This is a genomic window from Microlunatus sp. YIM B11417 (genome assembly GCF_059617205.1).
Genome location: NZ_JCAMPJ010000007.1, coordinates 1 through 15515 on the forward strand (window position 1 = coordinate 1; position 15515 = coordinate 15515).

The 15515-nt window shown below is 69.8% G+C and carries 15 protein-coding genes; 5 read left to right on the plus strand and 10 right to left on the minus strand.

The genetic code is table 11. The annotated features are described in order from the left end of the window. Nucleotides 1–382: 382 nt before the first annotated feature. From AC6CCG_RS26320 to AC6CCG_RS26335, 4 genes are read right to left on the minus strand one after another with little or no spacing between them, the layout of a single operon-like run. Entirely contained in the window at nt 383–1429 is a 1047-nt protein-coding gene (locus tag AC6CCG_RS26320; protein WP_496657729.1) for a glycoside hydrolase family 76 protein, read from the minus strand. After that, nucleotides 1426–2697: an ABC transporter substrate-binding protein gene (locus AC6CCG_RS26325; protein ID WP_496657730.1), complete on the minus strand. Its 1272-nt coding sequence runs from the start codon at nt 2695–2697 to the stop codon at nt 1426–1428. Before AC6CCG_RS26325 ends, AC6CCG_RS26320 begins: the two co-directional genes overlap by 4 nt. Before the next feature lie 10 nt (nt 2698–2707). Further along, nucleotides 2708–3634: a carbohydrate ABC transporter permease gene (locus AC6CCG_RS26330; RefSeq protein ID WP_496657731.1), complete on the minus strand. Its 927-nt coding sequence runs from the start codon at nt 3632–3634 to the stop codon at nt 2708–2710. Further along, nucleotides 3631–4572, minus strand: a complete 942-nt coding sequence (locus AC6CCG_RS26335; RefSeq protein ID WP_496657732.1) for a carbohydrate ABC transporter permease — start codon at nt 4570–4572, stop codon at nt 3631–3633. Before AC6CCG_RS26335 ends, AC6CCG_RS26330 begins: the two co-directional genes overlap by 4 nt. A 137-nt stretch (nt 4573–4709) precedes the next feature. Between AC6CCG_RS26335 and AC6CCG_RS26340 the strand changes: the two genes are divergently transcribed. Genes AC6CCG_RS26340 through AC6CCG_RS26350 form a run of 3 tightly spaced genes read left to right on the plus strand, consistent with a single transcriptional unit; the run spans nt 4710 to nt 7424 of the window. Beyond that, a complete protein-coding gene (locus AC6CCG_RS26340) occupies nt 4710–6161 on the plus strand; it encodes a glycoside hydrolase family 76 protein (protein ID WP_496657733.1) in 1452 nt (483 codons plus the stop codon). 49 nt (nt 6162–6210) lie between these two features. Beyond that, the gene (locus tag AC6CCG_RS26345) at nt 6211–7224 is read left to right on the plus strand and encodes an aldo/keto reductase family protein (protein WP_496657734.1); all 1014 of its coding nucleotides are present in this window, start codon (nt 6211–6213) and stop codon (nt 7222–7224) included. Beyond that, nucleotides 7224–7424, plus strand: coding sequence for a hypothetical protein (locus AC6CCG_RS26350; protein WP_496657735.1), 201 nt, complete (start codon nt 7224–7226; stop codon nt 7422–7424). The genes AC6CCG_RS26345 and AC6CCG_RS26350 overlap by 1 nt, the downstream gene beginning before the upstream one ends. A gap of 78 nt (nt 7425–7502) precedes the next feature. Here the strand turns inward: AC6CCG_RS26350 and AC6CCG_RS26355 are convergent, their stop codons facing one another. The 3 genes from AC6CCG_RS26355 to AC6CCG_RS26365 form a co-directional block, all read right to left on the minus strand. Beyond that, nucleotides 7503–8264: an SDR family oxidoreductase gene (locus AC6CCG_RS26355; protein ID WP_496657736.1), complete on the minus strand. Its 762-nt coding sequence runs from the start codon at nt 8262–8264 to the stop codon at nt 7503–7505. 87 nt (nt 8265–8351) lie between these two features. Next, entirely contained in the window at nt 8352–8780 is a 429-nt protein-coding gene (locus AC6CCG_RS26360) for a hypothetical protein (protein WP_496657737.1), read from the minus strand. Continuing rightward, nucleotides 8777–9454: an alpha/beta fold hydrolase gene (locus tag AC6CCG_RS26365; protein WP_496657738.1), complete on the minus strand. Its 678-nt coding sequence runs from the start codon at nt 9452–9454 to the stop codon at nt 8777–8779. Before AC6CCG_RS26365 ends, AC6CCG_RS26360 begins: the two co-directional genes overlap by 4 nt. Nucleotides 9455–9510: 56 nt before the next feature. Here AC6CCG_RS26365 and AC6CCG_RS26370 point away from each other — a divergent pair, with 56 nt between their 5' ends. Then, a complete protein-coding gene (locus tag AC6CCG_RS26370) occupies nt 9511–10476 on the plus strand; it encodes a helix-turn-helix transcriptional regulator (protein WP_496657739.1) in 966 nt (321 codons plus the stop codon). Between the two features lie 44 nt (nt 10477–10520). On the opposite strand, the gene AC6CCG_RS26375 is transcribed toward AC6CCG_RS26370, so the two are convergent. Together AC6CCG_RS26375 and AC6CCG_RS26380 are read right to left on the minus strand one after the other, a co-directional pair. Continuing rightward, a complete protein-coding gene (locus tag AC6CCG_RS26375) occupies nt 10521–11168 on the minus strand; it encodes a hypothetical protein (RefSeq protein ID WP_496657740.1) in 648 nt (215 codons plus the stop codon). Continuing rightward, nucleotides 11168–12235, minus strand: a complete 1068-nt coding sequence (locus AC6CCG_RS26380; RefSeq protein ID WP_496657741.1) for a carbohydrate kinase family protein — start codon at nt 12233–12235, stop codon at nt 11168–11170. The genes AC6CCG_RS26375 and AC6CCG_RS26380 overlap by 1 nt, the downstream gene beginning before the upstream one ends. A gap of 104 nt (nt 12236–12339) precedes the next feature. On the opposite strand from AC6CCG_RS26380, the gene AC6CCG_RS26385 reads away from it, so the two are divergent. After that, nucleotides 12340–13674, plus strand: coding sequence for a family 4 glycosyl hydrolase (locus tag AC6CCG_RS26385; protein WP_496657742.1), 1335 nt, complete (start codon nt 12340–12342; stop codon nt 13672–13674). 27 nt (nt 13675–13701) lie between these two features. Here AC6CCG_RS26385 and AC6CCG_RS26390 read toward each other — a convergent pair whose 3' ends face one another. Further along, nucleotides 13702–15435 (minus strand): glycoside hydrolase domain-containing protein, encoded by a 1734-nt coding sequence (locus AC6CCG_RS26390; protein ID WP_496657743.1) that lies wholly within the window; start codon nt 15433–15435, stop codon nt 13702–13704. Nucleotides 15436–15515: the final 80 nt, after the last annotated feature.

Here is a 15515-nt window from a genome sequence, read left to right on the forward strand (position 1 = left end):
CGACACCCTGAACCAACGACCCCGCCCTACCCTCGAGCTGAAAACCCCAGCCCAAGCCATGAACGAACTCCTCAGCAAAGGTGCTTAGACCAATTGACTTTGGGTCGATCTCGGCGGTCGCTTCCGTCACACTCGACGAAGTGCCGTTGCGAACGGGCGGTTCGCAGAGTCCGCGCTCCGCCCGAGGCACGTGCCCGAGGGCGCCGTGAGTGGGCGTCCACGTCTCGACCCCAGGAGGGGATCCGCCGCTGGGCGGCGAGCCTGTTCGAGTCGGCCTGGGACGTGCCGCCACGCAAGCCGACCCGGTGGCACGGGCGCACGGCTGGTCCGCCTCGCCGAGACCGGCGGACCCACGCGTCGACGGCGGCACCCGTCGCCCAGTTCAGAGCTTGGCTCGCAACTCCAGGGCCATGATCGCGCTCAGCTGCGTCGAGTAGTCGATCGGTCCGGCGAGGGGCTTGCGCCAGTCGTTGGCGGCGAGGCGGGTGCAGCCGTCGGTGGAGTCGATCAGGGCGTCGGTGCTGGTGATCACGAAGTCCTTCAGCTTCGTCAGCTCGGCCGACTCCGTGTCGCGGAGGGCGTCCAGCAGGACGCCGAGATACCGGTAGTAGACACCCTTGAACAGACCGCAGTCGCCGTCGCCCTCGTCGCGGAAGACGCCGCCCTCGGTGAGTTCGTCGACGGCGGTGACGGCGGTCCGGACGGCCGTGTTGATCATGGCGGCCGGATCGTCGGCGGTCCGGGCGAGCTCGACGGCGGCGCCGACATAGAGGCCCTGGTTGTAGGTGAAGCGCCACTGGGTGTCGATCTTGCCGTCCTGCTGCCGGTTGATCCCGTCCTCGACGAACCCGTTGTCCGGATCGACCAACGTCTCGGTCAGCCAGGCGAAGGCGCGCCGGGCATAGTCGAGGTACGGCTGATCGTCGGCGAGTTCGGCCAGCCGGCAGGACAAGATCACCAGGGGCCCGTTGGCCGGCGTGTTCTTGTAGTCCAGCTGGGGTTTCCGCCAGGCCAGGCTGGCCCCGAGATGATCATTCCAGCCGTGTTCGACCACGTGCGCCCAGATCGCCCTGGCGTCAGCCAGGTACGACTCCTCGCGGGTCGCCCGGTGCAGCCTCAGGATGGCGAGGGCGTACCAGAGCATGTCGTCGAAGTAGTCGTTGAACAGGGAGCCGTCGTTGCGTTCCAGGATGTTGCGGTACGTCTCCGTCGCCGCGGCCAGCCGGCCGGGATCACCGGACCGGAGATGGGCGTCCAGCCGGACGTCGATCACGTGGGCCAGCCACCAGTAGTTGAAGGTCTTGTCGTCACCGGTCGGAAAGCTGTTGTGCAACAGCTGCGGCCAGGGTGCGCCGAAGTTGCGGTCGAGGGTGTCCTGGGCACGGTCGGCCAGGTCGCCGATCGGCGTGGTCATGGTGGGTTCGGTCACTTGCGCTGCTCCGCCAGGATCTGGTTGCCGCGCTTCTCGGCCTCGGCGAGCGCCTCCTCGGCGCTGATCTCGCCGGACATGAACCGCTGCAGCTGCGGGATCAACGCCTTGCCCTCCATGTCCGCGTAGCCCTTCAGGGTCGGCCGGGTCTGCGCGTACTTCATGGTGGCGACGAAGCCGGCGTACTTCTCGTTGTCGGTGAAGTACGGATCCTCGGCAGCCTCGACCAGGGCCGGGATCCAGCCGGACAGCTTGCCGAACGAGATCGCGTTCTCCTTCTCGGTCGCCCACCACTTCAGGAAGGCCCAGGCACCGTCGGCGTTCTTCGCGCCGCGCGGAATGATCAGGCCGAAGCCGCCCATGTTGGCCGCCTTGTCGCCGCCCGGGCCGGCCGGCGGTTCGGCGATGCCGTACTTCAGCGTCTTCACCTTGTCCAGGTCGGCCAGCGCCCACGGGCCGTCGTACTTCATCGCGGCCTTGCCCTCGGCGAACGCATTGCCGCCGGCGCCGAAGCCGAGCTGGTACACCTTGGCGTCCAGCAGCTGCTTCCAGAAGTTGAGCACCTCGACGCCCTCGGGGCTGTTGAACGCGACCGCGGTCTGATCTTCGGTGAGCATGCTGCCGCCGGCCTGCCGGATCCACATGTTGAAGAGGCCCGGATCGTCCAGGGAGAAGCCGGCCCGGGTCAACTTGTTGCCGTCCCGCTTGGTCAGCGTGGTCGCGGCCTGCTTCAGCTCGTCCCAGTTCGTCGGCGGCTTCAGGCCCGCCTCGTCGAACAGTTCCGCGTTGTAGAACAGGGAGCGGTTGTCCACCAGCAGCGGCAGGCCGTAGTGCTTGCCGTCGACGACCATCTCCTCGACGGCCGGCCCGTAGAACCGGCCGAGATCGATCTTGTCCGCGGCGATCCGGTCGTCCAGCGCGGTGAACGCGTTCTTGCCGGCGTAGACCGAGGTGTTGAAGCGGTCCCAGAGCACGATGTCGGGCACCCGCCCGCTGGCCATGCCGGTCAGCAGCTTCTGCTCGACCTCCTCCTGCGCGACGAACGTGACCTTGTAGTCGGTCTGGGCCGCATTGAACGCCTCGGCCTGCGCCTTCAGCTGCTTGGCCTGGTCACCGGACCAGCCGCCCCAGAAGGTGACCTCCTTGATCTTGGGCCCGCCTCCCCCGGTGCCCCCGGTGGTGCCGCCGCTCGGGCCGCTGCAGGCCGCCAGGGCCAGGGCGAGCAGGCCGGCGACGACCGCCGCCGCGATGGATCTGATGGTGCGCATCGTTGAACTCCTATTTGCTGGCGCCCAGATGGGCGACGCCCTCGATGATGTGACGCTGGGCCAGGACGAAGATGATCAAGACCGGGACGCTGGACATGACGGTGCCGGCCATCAGTGGCCCGAAGTCGGTCACCTTGTCGTTGACGAACGTGGACAGGGCGACCTGAACGGTGAGCATGGACGGGTCGTTGAGCACGATCAACGGCCAGAGGAACGCGTTCCAGCCCGCCTGGAAGGTGAGTACGCCGAGCACGGCGAGCCCGGCCGCGGCCAGCGGCAGGTAGACCTGGACGAAGATCCGGAACTCACTGGCGCCGTCGATCCGGGCCGCCTCACCCAGCTCGTCCGGCAGGCTCTCGAAGAACTGCTTCATGAAGAACACCGCGAACGGCCCCGCGGCGCCGGGCAGGATGACCGCCCAGTACGTGTTGATCAAGCCGAACCCGCCCTGGCCGAGCAGGTCGTTGCCGCCGGCCAACGGCCAGTACCGCAGTACCAGGAACGCCGGCACCATGGTGACGATGCCCGGCACCATCATCGAGGCAAGGAAGGCCCCGAAGACGATCTTGCGGCCGCGGAACTTGAGCTTGGCCAGTGCGTAGCCGCCGAGCCCGCCGAAGAACAGGTTGGTCACGCAGCCGGCCAGGGCGAGGAACAGGGAGTTGAGCAGGTACTGGGCGAACGGGGTCTCGGCGAAGACCCGCTGGTAGTTCTCCAGCGTCGGCACCTTCGGCAGCAGCGACAGGTAGTTGCTCAGCGCCTCGCTGGCCGGCTTGAACGAGGTCGCCAGCGTCCAGACCAGCGGCATCACGGTGCTGAACGCGATCGCCGTGGCGCCGATCCACCACAACACCCGCTTGATGATCTTGCCGGGCCGCACCGGCTTCGGGCGAGGCCCTTCGACAGGCTCAGGGCGCGTTGCGAGGACCGCGGTCACGACTGATCTCCCATCCGGTTGATCCGTACGTTGATCACGGTGAAGACGAGGATGATCGCGAACAGGATGAACGACAGCGCCGAGGCGTAGCCCATCTCGAGTGCACCGAAGCCCTTGTCGTAGATGTAGTAGACGATCGTCACCGTGGCGTTGCCCGGTCCGCCCTTGGTCAGGATGAAGGCCTGGTCGAACACCTGGAACGACCCGATGATCAACAGCGTGGAGACCAGGAACATGGTCTTCGAGATGCCGGGCAGAGTGACGTGCCAGAAGCTCCGCCAGGCACCGGCGCCGTCCAGCTGGGCGGCCTCGTAGAGATCGCGGGGCACGCCCTGCAGCCCGCCCAGGAAGATGATCATGTTGCCGCCGAAGCCGGCCCAGACGCTCATCGCGACGATCGACGGCATCGCCCACTGCGACTCGTACAGCCAGGCCGGGCCGTCGATGCCGAACCAGCCGAGCACGACGTTGAAGATGCCGTACTGCGGGTTGAGCAGCCAGAACCAGATCGACGCGGTCGCCACCGACGACGACACGACCGGGATGTAGAACAGGGTCCGCATCACCTTGGTCGCCCGGTTGCTCCGGTTCAGCAGCAGCGCCGTGGCCAGCGCGACGATGATGCCGAGCGGCACGTACATCACGGTGTAGTAGGCGGTGTTCCGGAGCGCGACCCAGAAGAACGGGTCGCCGAAGACCTTGGCGTAGTTCTCCACCCCGACCCAGGAGAGCTCGTCGACGATCGAGTAGTCGGAGAAGCTGAGCACGGCCGCGACGACCATCGGCACCAGCAGGAACACGACGAACAGCACGATCGGCAACGCCAGGAAGGCCCAGCCGTTGATGGTCTGTTGCAGTCCGGTGGTCATGCCGCGCCGCCTGCGCGGAGCCGGAGTCGCGGGACTGAGCCGCACCGGATCGTCGGTGATCGACGCCATCGAGCCCCCTCGCCGAGATGGTGTGGATGTGAGCGTGCGGGCTATTCCTACACCATTCATCTCCCTCTGAACAATATGAATATATTAATTGGAATGAATCCTTGACGTACGGTCCGCCGGCGACCTACCGTCGGGGCATGACCCGACGCGCCATTGGCGCCGCGATCGCGGCCCTCGCCACGCTTGGAATGATCACCTTCGCCGCCGCACCGGCGGCCGCCTCCGAGGGGGATGCCACGACCAGACGGCCCGCTGAGGCCGAGACCGCCGCCGTTCCCCTCGCCGCTACCGAAGATCGGCTGGCCGACGGCGCCACGATCTTCGGCCGCCAGATCGAACTGCACCTGTCCGACGCCGACGCCCTCGGCTGGGCCCGGATCTCCAGCGGGGATCCGACCGACGAGGTGTGGCTGGACCGCTCCTTCGACGGCGGTGCGACCGTCGCCGACGAGCGGCTCGGCTACTCGACCATCCCGGCCGGCTCCCGGTCGGTCACCACGCCCGAGTTCGCCCTGACCGTGGACGGGAAGGAAGGTGTCCTGCGCGCCTGCGGCAAGGCGGGCAACCGCGACGACATCGTCTGCACCGGCTGGTTCGGGGTCGAGGAACCGCAGACCGGGGGCACTCCGGCCAAGCGCGCCGTGGATGCCCTGATGCGCCTGTACAACAAGGACACCGGGCTCTGGAAGACCACAGGCTGGTGGAACTCGGCGAACGCCCTGACCGCGGTGCTGGACTACCAGCTGGCCACCGGCGACGACCGCTATGAGTGGGTGATCGCGAACACGTACGACAAGAACAAGGACGCCCAGGGCGGCAACTTCACCAACGAGTACATCGACGACACCGGCTGGTGGGCGCTGGCCTGGATCCGCGCGTACGACCTCACCGGTGATCAGCGCTACCTGGACACGGCGATCTTCGACGCCGAGTACATGTGGGACACCTGGAGCGACGTCTGCGGCGGCGGCGTGATCTGGAACATCAACGTGAAGTACAAGAACGCCGTCACCAACGAGCTGATGATCAAGGTGCTGGCCAGCCTGGCCAACCGGGTCGAGGACCCGAGCTTCCTCGACCGGGCCAAGCAGAACTGGACCTGGTTCCGCGACAGCGGCATGATCAACTCGCGGAACATGATCAACGACGGCCTGGACGACGCCTGCCAGAACAACGGGCAGCCGACCTGGACCTACAACCAGGGCATCGTGCTCGGCGCGCTGACCGAGCTGTACGACGCGACCGGTGACCGGGGCTACCTGCGCACCGCGCAGAAGCTGGCGGCGGCCTCCACCCGGGACGCCGGGATCAACCCGAAGGGCGTGCTGCGCGAACCGTGCGAGTCGGGGGACTGCGGCGGAGACGGCCCGACCTTCAAGGGCGTCTACGTACGGAATCTCGGCGAGCTCAACGCCGCCCTGCCGAACCGGCCGTTCCAGACCTACCTGGTGAAGCAGGCGAAGACCTCCTACGCCAAGGACCGGAACCGGTTCGACCAGTACGGCCTGCACTGGGCCGGGCCGCTCGCCTTCATCTCGGCGGCGACCCAGCAGAGCGCGACCGAGGCTCAGATCGCCCCGCTGCGCTAGCCGGGCGGGCCGGTCCACCGACCGCCGGCACCTGTGACACGCTGACGCCATGGAGTTTCGATTTCTCGGCCGCAGCGGCCTCAAGGTGTCGGCGGTCAGCTACGGCAACTGGGTGACCCACGGGTCGCAGGTCGAGGCGGAGCAGGCCGAACGGTGTGTCCGGGCGGCGCTGGACGCGGGGATCACCACGTTCGACACCGCGGACACGTACGCGAACACGAAGGCCGAATCGATCCTCGGCGAGGCGCTGGCCGGCGAGCGGCGGGAGAGCCTGGAGATCTTCACCAAGGTCTACTTCCCCACCGGCCCCGGCGGGCCGAACGACACCGGCCTGTCCCGCAAGCACATCCACGAGTCGATCAACGGCTCGCTGAAACGGCTGAAGACGGACTACGTCGATCTCTACCAGGCGCACCGGTACGACCACTTCACGCCGCTCGAGGAGACCATGGAGGCGTTCGCCGACGTGGTCCGGCAGGGCAAGGCGCTCTACATCGGGGTCAGCGAGTGGACCGCGGAGCAGCTCCGGGCCGGTCACGCGCTGGCCCGGGAGCTGCGCTTCCCGTTCGTCTCGAACCAGCCGCAGTACAACGCGCTGCACCGGATCATCGAGGCCGAGGTGGTGCCGACCTCGTACGAGCTCGGGATCAGCCAGGTGGTCTACTCGCCGATCGCGCAGGGGGTCCTGACCGGTAAATACCTGCCGGGTCAGCCGCCGCCCGAGGGCTCCCGGGCGACCGACGAGGCCAGCGGAGCCGGCTTCATCAAGCGGCTGGTCGACGACGACGAACTGCTCACCCGGGTCCAGAAGCTGGTCCCGCTCGCCGAGGCCGAGGGCCTGACGATGGCCCAGCTGGCGATCGCCTGGGTGCTCAACAACGAGAACGTGGCGACCGCGATCACCGGCGGCTCGCGCCCCGAGCAGGTCACCGCGAACGCCGAGGCGGCGGGCAAGAAGCTCTCGGCGGAGACCCTGCGCGGCATCGACGAGGCGCTCGGCGACGCCGTCGTGACGGACCCGGCCCTCACTGCCCGGTCGGCGCCGACGAAGCGGCTCACCTGATGTCCTGGCACTGGACCTACCAGCCGGTGCCGGCCGGCACTCAGGGCCGCAGCAAGGACTTCCCGCGGCAGGGCGACGCCGAGTCGTGGCTCGGCGAGGCCTATCCGGACCTGTTCGAGGACGGCGTCCGCTCGGTCACCCTCTACGAGGACGAGCGGAAGGTCTACGGACCGATGAGCCTGGAGCCGGACGAGGCCTGATCAATCTGTGCCCTGAGCCTGTCGAAGGGCCTCGATCATCGGGGCTTGGCCCTTCGACAGGCTCAGGGACCGTTCCGGTCAGGCGGCGCCGCCGTTGCTGGAGAGCAGCTGGCCGTTGATCCAGGAGCCCTGGTCCGAGAAGAGGAAGCGGACCAGGTTGGCGGTGTCCTGCGGCGTGCCGATCCGGCCGGCCGGGGTGCCGGCGAGACAGGCGGCCCGGATCTCGTCGGTCATCCAGCCCGTGTCGATCGGGCCCGGATTGATCACATTGGCGCGCACGCCGCGGTCGGCCAGTTCGTGGGCGGCAGCGATCACCAGCCGGTCCAGGGCTCCCTTGCTGGCACCGTAGGGCAGGTTGTGCACGACGTGATCACTGGTCAGCGCCACGATCCGGGCCCGGGCCTCGCCGCCGTGATCGACGACCGGCAGCCGCTCGGCGTACTCCTTGATCAACAACCAGGTCGCCCGCGCGTTGACGTCGAAGTGCCGATCCCAGCTCTCCAGTGACGTGGTGAGGATCGAGCTGTCGACGGACTCGCAGTGCGACAGCACCAGACCGGCAAGATCATCGTGCGCGGCGGCGGCCTTGATCAACTCCGCCGGTACGGCCGGGTCGGCAAGATCACCGGCGATCAGGTCCACCCGGCGGCCGAGCGCCCGGCAGTCCTCGGCGATCGCCGCCGGATCGTCCGGGCCGGCCTCCATCCCGAGCCGGTCGTCGTACGGCCGCCAGTAGCTCAGCGCCAGGTCCCAGCCGTCCTCGGCCAGGCCGAGCGCGAGCCCGGCCCCGATGGACCGCCGCCGGCCCACCCCGGTGATCAACACTGTGCCGCGACTCATCTGCGCCCCTTAGCTCGTCCGGTCCGGCAGCCATCGTCGCGGCCGCGCACGGCGCGGGCAAACGAATATCGGACCGCATCGTGCGGTTCAGGCGGGCGGTACGTCCCGGTGCATGATCCAGGCGTGCTTGCCGACCTGGCGGACGCGGACGAAGTCGTACTGCTCGAGCAGTTCGACGGTGCCGCTGTACAGGAAGCGTGACTGCGCGACGCGACCGTCGGTGACCTCGGAGATCGCCTCGACCAGGCCGCCGCCGCGCTCGCGATCTGGTCCAACGCGCCTTCCAACGCGGCCCGGGCCGCGGGCGACGCCGTCCTGGTCGAGGACGAGCGCCGCGTGGGCCCGGGCGGTCCGGACCAGCTGCTCCTTGGCCGCGCGGTGATCAAGCCCGGGATCGCCCCGGTCGGTGTGGAACGAGATGCACCAGCAGCCGCCGTAGATCCCGTTGTTGCGCTCGACCAGCTCGGCGAACCGGTCCCAGGTCGACGCCTCCAGCGTCGCGATCGCGTACGTCATCGGACGGGTTCGACGAGGGCCTTCGCCAGCTCGGCCGGGCAACTGGTCATCGGCCAGTGGCCGGAAGCGAGGTCGACGTACGACACGTCCCGGGCCCGCTCCAGTTCGGGCAGGTCGCCGTCCGCGATCCAACCCTTCACGTCCTGCGGGCTGAACTCGGGACAGACCAGCGTGACCGGTACGTCGTAACGACGCTCGTCGGTGAGCCGGACGATTCCGGTCGCGACCCCGCCGGGCACCGGAACCGCCGCGGCCGCCAACCGGTCCCGAGCCGCGGCGTCCAGGTCGGCTGTGTCCGGGCCTTCGAACGGTTCCCAACCCGGGAACGGCACCACGCCGTCCTGCACCGGGAACACGGAGAAGTAGGCCGCGCCGTCGGCCGACGGGAAACCGCCGACCAGCACGACCCGGGCGACCGCCTCGGGTCGTCGGTCCGCGACCAGCCAGGCCATCGTGCTCGCCGCCGAATGGCCCACCACGAGCGGCCGGTCGGTGGCATCGACGGCCTCCAGCGCGGCGGCCAGCTGATCGTCGAGCGTCGCGTCGGTCCGGCCGTCGGCGAGGCCGGGCAGGGTCAGCGCCGTCGGGCGATGCCCGAGCCGCCGGAGCTCATCGGCCGTCTCGTCCCACGCCGAGCCGGTCAACCACATGCCGGGAATGAGGATGATGTCCATGGCCGCGAATCTAGAAGCCGTTCCGGACGCTCGGCTTCCTGTTTAGGCTTCGCCTTGTGAAGACGCGCGAGGACAGCCCGACGGCGCGGGCCTTGTTGGCGCTGGAACTGCTGCAGGCCAGGCCCGGGATCTCGGCCGCTGAACTGGCCGAACGACTGAAGGTCACCGACCGGGCGGCGCGGCGCTACGTGGCGATCCTGCGCGAGGCGGGAGTGCCGGTCGAGTCGGTCCGCGGGCCCTACGGCGGCTACCGGGTCGGGCGCGGGCTGCGGCTGCCGCCGCTGGTCTTCTCCTCCTCGGAGGCACTCGGTCTGGTGATGGCGGTGCTGGACGGTCACCACGCCGCGGCCGACCCCGCCGATCCCGTCGGCTCGGCGCTGGGCAAGTTGCTCCGGGCGCTGCCGGAGCGGGTCGCCCGGCAGGCGGCGATGCTGCGCGCGAACGCCCTCACCGCACCGGACCGGGATGCGGCCAGGCCCGATCCGGAGATCGTCACCACGGTCGTCGACGCGGTCGCGGCCGGGCGGCGGGCCCGGCTCTCGTACCGGACGGCGTCGGGGACCCTGCTGGACACCGAGGTCGATCCGTGGGCGGTGGTGGTGCGCAACGGGCGCTGGTATCTGCTCTGCCGGGCGCACTACGTCGACGAGGTCCGGACGTTCCGGATCGACCGGGTGACCGGGTTCGAGACCCTGGCCGACCGGTTCCAGTCGCCGCCCGACCTGGATCCGGTGGCGCTGCTGGAGCAGCATCTCGGCAGCAGTTGGGAGTATCCGACCAGGGTCGTCTTCGAGGCGCCGTACGCCGACGTCGCGCCGTGGACCACCGGGCCGATGGGCCGGCTGGAGCCGCTCGACGACGGCGGCCGGTGCCTGCTGACCGGCAGCACCAGCAATCCGGCCATGTACGCCGGCGAGTGGCTCTCCGCCATCCCGTTCCCGTTCCGCGTCGAGGGCGGCCCCGAGCTCCGAGTTGCTGTCACCGAGGTGGCCGCCCGGATGACCGCGGCGGTCCGCCCGTGACCGTTCGACCCGGTGAATTTCTGCCGGGTACTCCCGGCGGGAATTCACTCGAGATCGGTCAGCCAGCGATGGTCTGGGTGGACTCGGGTGAGGGCGGCGCGGAGCCAGCGGCGGGCATCGGGGTCGAGCCGCGGCAGAACGGCCTCGAAGTCGTACTGGTCCTTCGGGCGCCGGCGGGCCGCCTTGTGCAGCAGTTGGATCTCGGCGCGCAGGTAGTCGATCCCGTCCACAGTCCGGACGAGCTCCGGCCAGGGCAGCCGGATCCCGCCGTCCCGCTTGAAGATCCAGCCGTCGGCGTCGCCGTCCATCAAGATCACGTCGTATTCCCACGGCTCGCCGCCGCCGGCCCTGGTCCACAGGTTCTCGCACTCGTCCGCGAGCACGCGCTCCGCCGGCCCGTCCGGATCCTCGTCCGGCGGCAACGGCTTCAACCAACCCCGGTCGGCGATCCAGACGTCGAGCCGCCCGGCCAGGTGCCGCCGCAGCAGAGCCAGGTCCGACCGCGGCACGCTCAGATCAACATCACCATGCGCCCGCGGGGTTCCGCCCTGCGCCTCGATCGCCCAGCCCCCGGCCACCCACCAGCGCCCCGGATAGCCCACCATCAGGGCCGCCGCCTCGGCCGGAGTACGGCCGGCGGACGGCCCGTACACCCGGTGCAGTTCGGCCTCGGCCGGATCGTCGATGATCATCACGGCTGAACCGAGTCGTGATCATGATCATCGTCGTCGCCGAGCAGCTCGCCGAGGCCGATGGTCGCCATGGCCCGGCGCACCTCGCGGCCCTCGCCGGCGGGGATCAGGTCGGGCAGGAAGGCGTAGTCGCGGGCGAAGCGGGCGGATTCCTTGGCCTCGGCCCACCAGGCGGCCAGGTCGGCCCAGCCGGGGGCGGCGAGGGCGCCGCCGAACTGGCGGACCGAGAGGGCGGCGCAGAGTCCGGCGAAGCGGAGCCGGTGGGTCAGCGACAGGTCGTGCAGGGTGCCGAACATCAGGCCGGCCAGGAAGACGTCGCCGGCGCCGGTCGGATCCAGCGCCGGCACGGACAGGGACGGGACCCAGGCTGTCTCGCCGGTCTCCGCGTCGGCGGCGAACGCTCCCCCGGTGCCGGCGGTCACCACGGCCAGCGGCACCCAGTCCCGGAGCACCTCCAGCGCCGCGCCGGGCGAACCGGTCCGGGTGAAGGCCATCGCCTCGCCGGCGTTCGGTACGAAGGCGTGGCAACCGGCCAGCCGCGACTTCAGCAGGTCGGTGTCCCAGACCTCGGTCTCGTCCCAGCCGACGTCGGCGAACACCTTGACGCCGCGGTCCTGCGCCCGGTCCAGCCAGGCCGCGCGCTCGGCGGCCATGTCGGCGTAGGCGAGCTTCGTGGCGGGCGGGTCGATGATCAGGTCGGTCGGGCCGGAGGGCGGCGGGTGCGCGTGGGTGACCATCGCCCGATCCTCGTCGTACGCCATCGAGACGGTGACCGGCGAGTGCCAGTTTCGGAACTGGCGGGCCAGGCTGAGATCGACGTCCTCGAGCTCGGCCAGCACATGCCAGCAGTACTCGCCGTAGATGTCGTCGCCGAACGCGGTCGCCAGCGAGGTGCGCAGGCCGAGCCGGGACGCGGCGACGGCAAGGTTCGCCACGCCGCCCGGGCTGGAGCCCATGCCGTCGGTCCACACCTCGTGGCCGCCGGCCGGTGGCCGGCTCAGCCCGGTGAAGATCAGGTCCAGGAACACGGTCCCGGTGACGAACACGTCGAACTCCGGTTCGCCCATCAGGACTCCTTCCCAGATCGTGTCCAGCGCCCTGAGCCTGTCGAAGGGCCTTGATCCGCCCACGCTACCGTTCCGGACATGGACCCACGCGGAGGAGGACCGGGATGCGGCTGACGATCATCGGAGGCGGCGGATTCCGGGTGCCGCTGATCTTCCGGGCCCTCGCCGACGACCCGGAGCCGGTGATCGACGAACTCGTCCTGTACGACACCGACGCGGCTCGGCTGCGCCGGATCGGTGCCGTGATCGAGGCCATGACCGCGGACCGGATCGGGCCGTCGGTCCGGTTGGAGACCGACCTGGCCGCGGCGGTCGCCGGGACCGACTTCGTCTTCCAGGCGATCCGGGTCGGCGGGGTCGCCGGCCGGGTCTGCGACGAAAGGTCCGCCCTCGACGTCGGCCTGCTGGGCCAGGAGACGACCGGGGCCGGCGGGGTCTGTTACGGGCTGCGCACGATCCCGGTGGTGCTGCGGATCGCCGAGACGATCCGGCGGGTCGCCCCGGACGCCTGGGTGATCAACTTCACCAACCCGGCCGGAATGGTCACCGAGGCCGCCCGCTCGGTTCTCGGGACGCGGGTGATCGGCATCTGCGACTCCCCGGTCGGACTGTTCCGCCGCGCGGCCCGCGCGCTCGGGGTACGGCCCGAGGACGCCGAATTCTCCTACGCCGGGCTGAATCATCTCGGCTGGCTACGCCGGCTCACCGTCGACGGCGTTGATCGACTTCCCGAGCTGCTCGCCTCGGAGCCCCTGCTCGACCGGGTCGAGGAGGGCCGGCTGTTCGGCGCCGACTGGCTGCGCACACTCGGCGCGATCCCGAACGAGTACCTCTGGTACTGGTACTCCACCGCGGACGCGATCGCCGCGATCAACGGCGGGACCGAGACCCGCGGCGAATACCTGGCCCGCCAGCAAGATCATTACTTCGGCGGCGATGATGATCATGATCCGCTGCGCCGGTGGGAGGAGACCCGGCGGGCCCGCGAGGAGACCTACCTGGCCGAGGAACGCGAGGCCACCGGAGCCGGCGCCCGGGACGACGATGATCTTGCCGGCGGCGGCTACGAGGGCGTCGCGCTGGACCTGATCCGCGCCATCGCCCGGGACCGGGCGGCCCGGCTGGTGCTCAATGTCGCCAACCAGGGCACCCTGCCCGGGCTGGACGACGAAGCCGTCGTGGAGGTGCCCTGCGAGGTCGGTGCGGACGGCCCCCGCCCGTTGCCGGCCGATCCCCTGGAGCCGTACCAGCAGGGCGTCGTGATCACCATGAAGGACGTCGAACGGACCGTGATCGAGGCCGCCCGGACCGGGTCCCGTGCACTTGCCGTGCGGGCGCTGGCGCTGCACCCGCTCGTCGATTCGGTACGGCAGGCGCGGCTGATCATCGACCGGCAGCTCGGCGAACTCCCCGAACTGCGGCAGGTCTTGATCAACTGACCCAACCGCAATGCCCCCTGATCGGGCCTACCTGCCGGACTGGAGTGCCGTCCAGGACTCCGAACCGACGATGCCGTCCACGCCGAGCTTCCGCGAGGTCTGGTAGTCCTCGACGGCCTGTTCGGTGACCGGTCCGAACGACCCGTCGATCCCGACCGTGCGCCCGAGCGCCGCCGTCAACGCGCGCTGCAGCCGCGAGACGTCCGGGCCGGAGGCACCGCTGCGCAGGGTCGGCCTGGACCCGTACGACAGCAGGGCGGTCCAGGTGTGGGAGTCGACGACGCCCGTGGCCGTCAGCGAGACCGACGTCTGGAACGTCTTGACGGCGGTCTCGGTCGCGGCGTCGAACGTGCCGGAGGGCTCACCGTCGGGCAGCGACCCCGCCGTCTGCAGCCGGCACTGCGCGGCCTTGACCAGGTTGCCGGTCGACCCCGCCTTCAGCTCCGGGTAGGCCGTGGCGTCCAGCGAGACCGAGGCGCACGGCGGTGGCGGGCCGCCGTTCGCGGTGTCGAAGAAGTCGCGGTCGATCGCGATCGTCACGCCGCCCCAGGTCTCGCGGACGTCGCCCGCGTACTGCTTGATCCGCTGGTGGTCGGCCCAGTAGCTCGCCGGGATGTACTGACCGCCGTCGGTGTTCGCGACGTTGTTCCACCAGGCGAAGAAGACGTGATCCGGGCGGTGATAGGTGGTGCTGTTGTAGTTCGCGACGAGGTCGGCGATGCCGGAGGCGGCACTGGAGTAGACGCCGGACAGGTAGCCGCGGGCGTGCAGCTCGTCGGTCCAACCGGCCAGGAACGACATCACCGCGGTCGTGCAGGCGCCACCGCGCGGGTAGGCCTCCATGTCGTTGTAAAGCACGCTGCCGGCCACGATCCCGAGCGCCTGCGCGGCCGTCACCGACTCGACGGCGGCCTGATGTCCCTGGGACCGGGCGGTCGCCGGATCGGACGACATCATGTGCCCGGTCCCGCGGCACGGTGCCTGCAGACCGACGTGCAGCGGCAGGAACTTCCAGCCGCGGTTGTGCTGGTTGGCGATCCAGGTCGCGGTCAGGTTGGGCTGGGCACAGGCGCGCTGGATGCCGGAGATGTAGATGCCGACCGCCTTGTACGGCGAAGAATTCCACCAGGTGTCCATCGCGCTCTGGGACGGCGCCGCGCACTGGTCGAAGCCCTTGCCGTTGAACGTTCCGGGCGCCACCACCGCCGCGGTGGGCCGGACCGTCCCGGACGCCTTCGACTCGGCGTCCAGCGTGGTCGTCCGGCCGCCGGCCACGAGTTTGCCGGTGCCGAGGATCGTGCGTACGGCCTCCTCGTTGCCCGGACCGTGGGCCGCGGTCACCAGCACCCCGGCACCCTCGACCGCGATCTGCAGGGTGCCGCTCGTCGAGGTGGCCGCAGGGGCGACGGCCGTGCCGGCCTTGGCGGGGACGACTCCGGGCCGGGTCGCGGACTGGCCGTTCAGCGGCTCGATGAGCAGGCCGGCCTCGCGACCGGTGAGGTCGGCGGGACAGGTCTCCTGGTAGCGGGGCGTGCCGAGATAGACGGCGGGCCGGTCGAACCGTACGCAGGCCTTGTCCTGGTCCAGGTCGACGACGGGCCACGCCGCCGGGACCGCAACCCGATAGCCGTGGTACGTGACGAGCTTGCTGTCCGCGGCGGTGGGCTCGGCCCCCGCCGGAGTGGCCAGGGCGCTGATCACGGCGACGATTCCGGCCAGGGCGAGAACGGCTCGAGCGAAACGATGGGAGGACTTCGACATGATGCGCTCCTCGACGTAGGGCCATGCCAGGCAGTAACCCAACCCGCAACTTCGATGGAGAAAATCTCCCATCCCGGGCC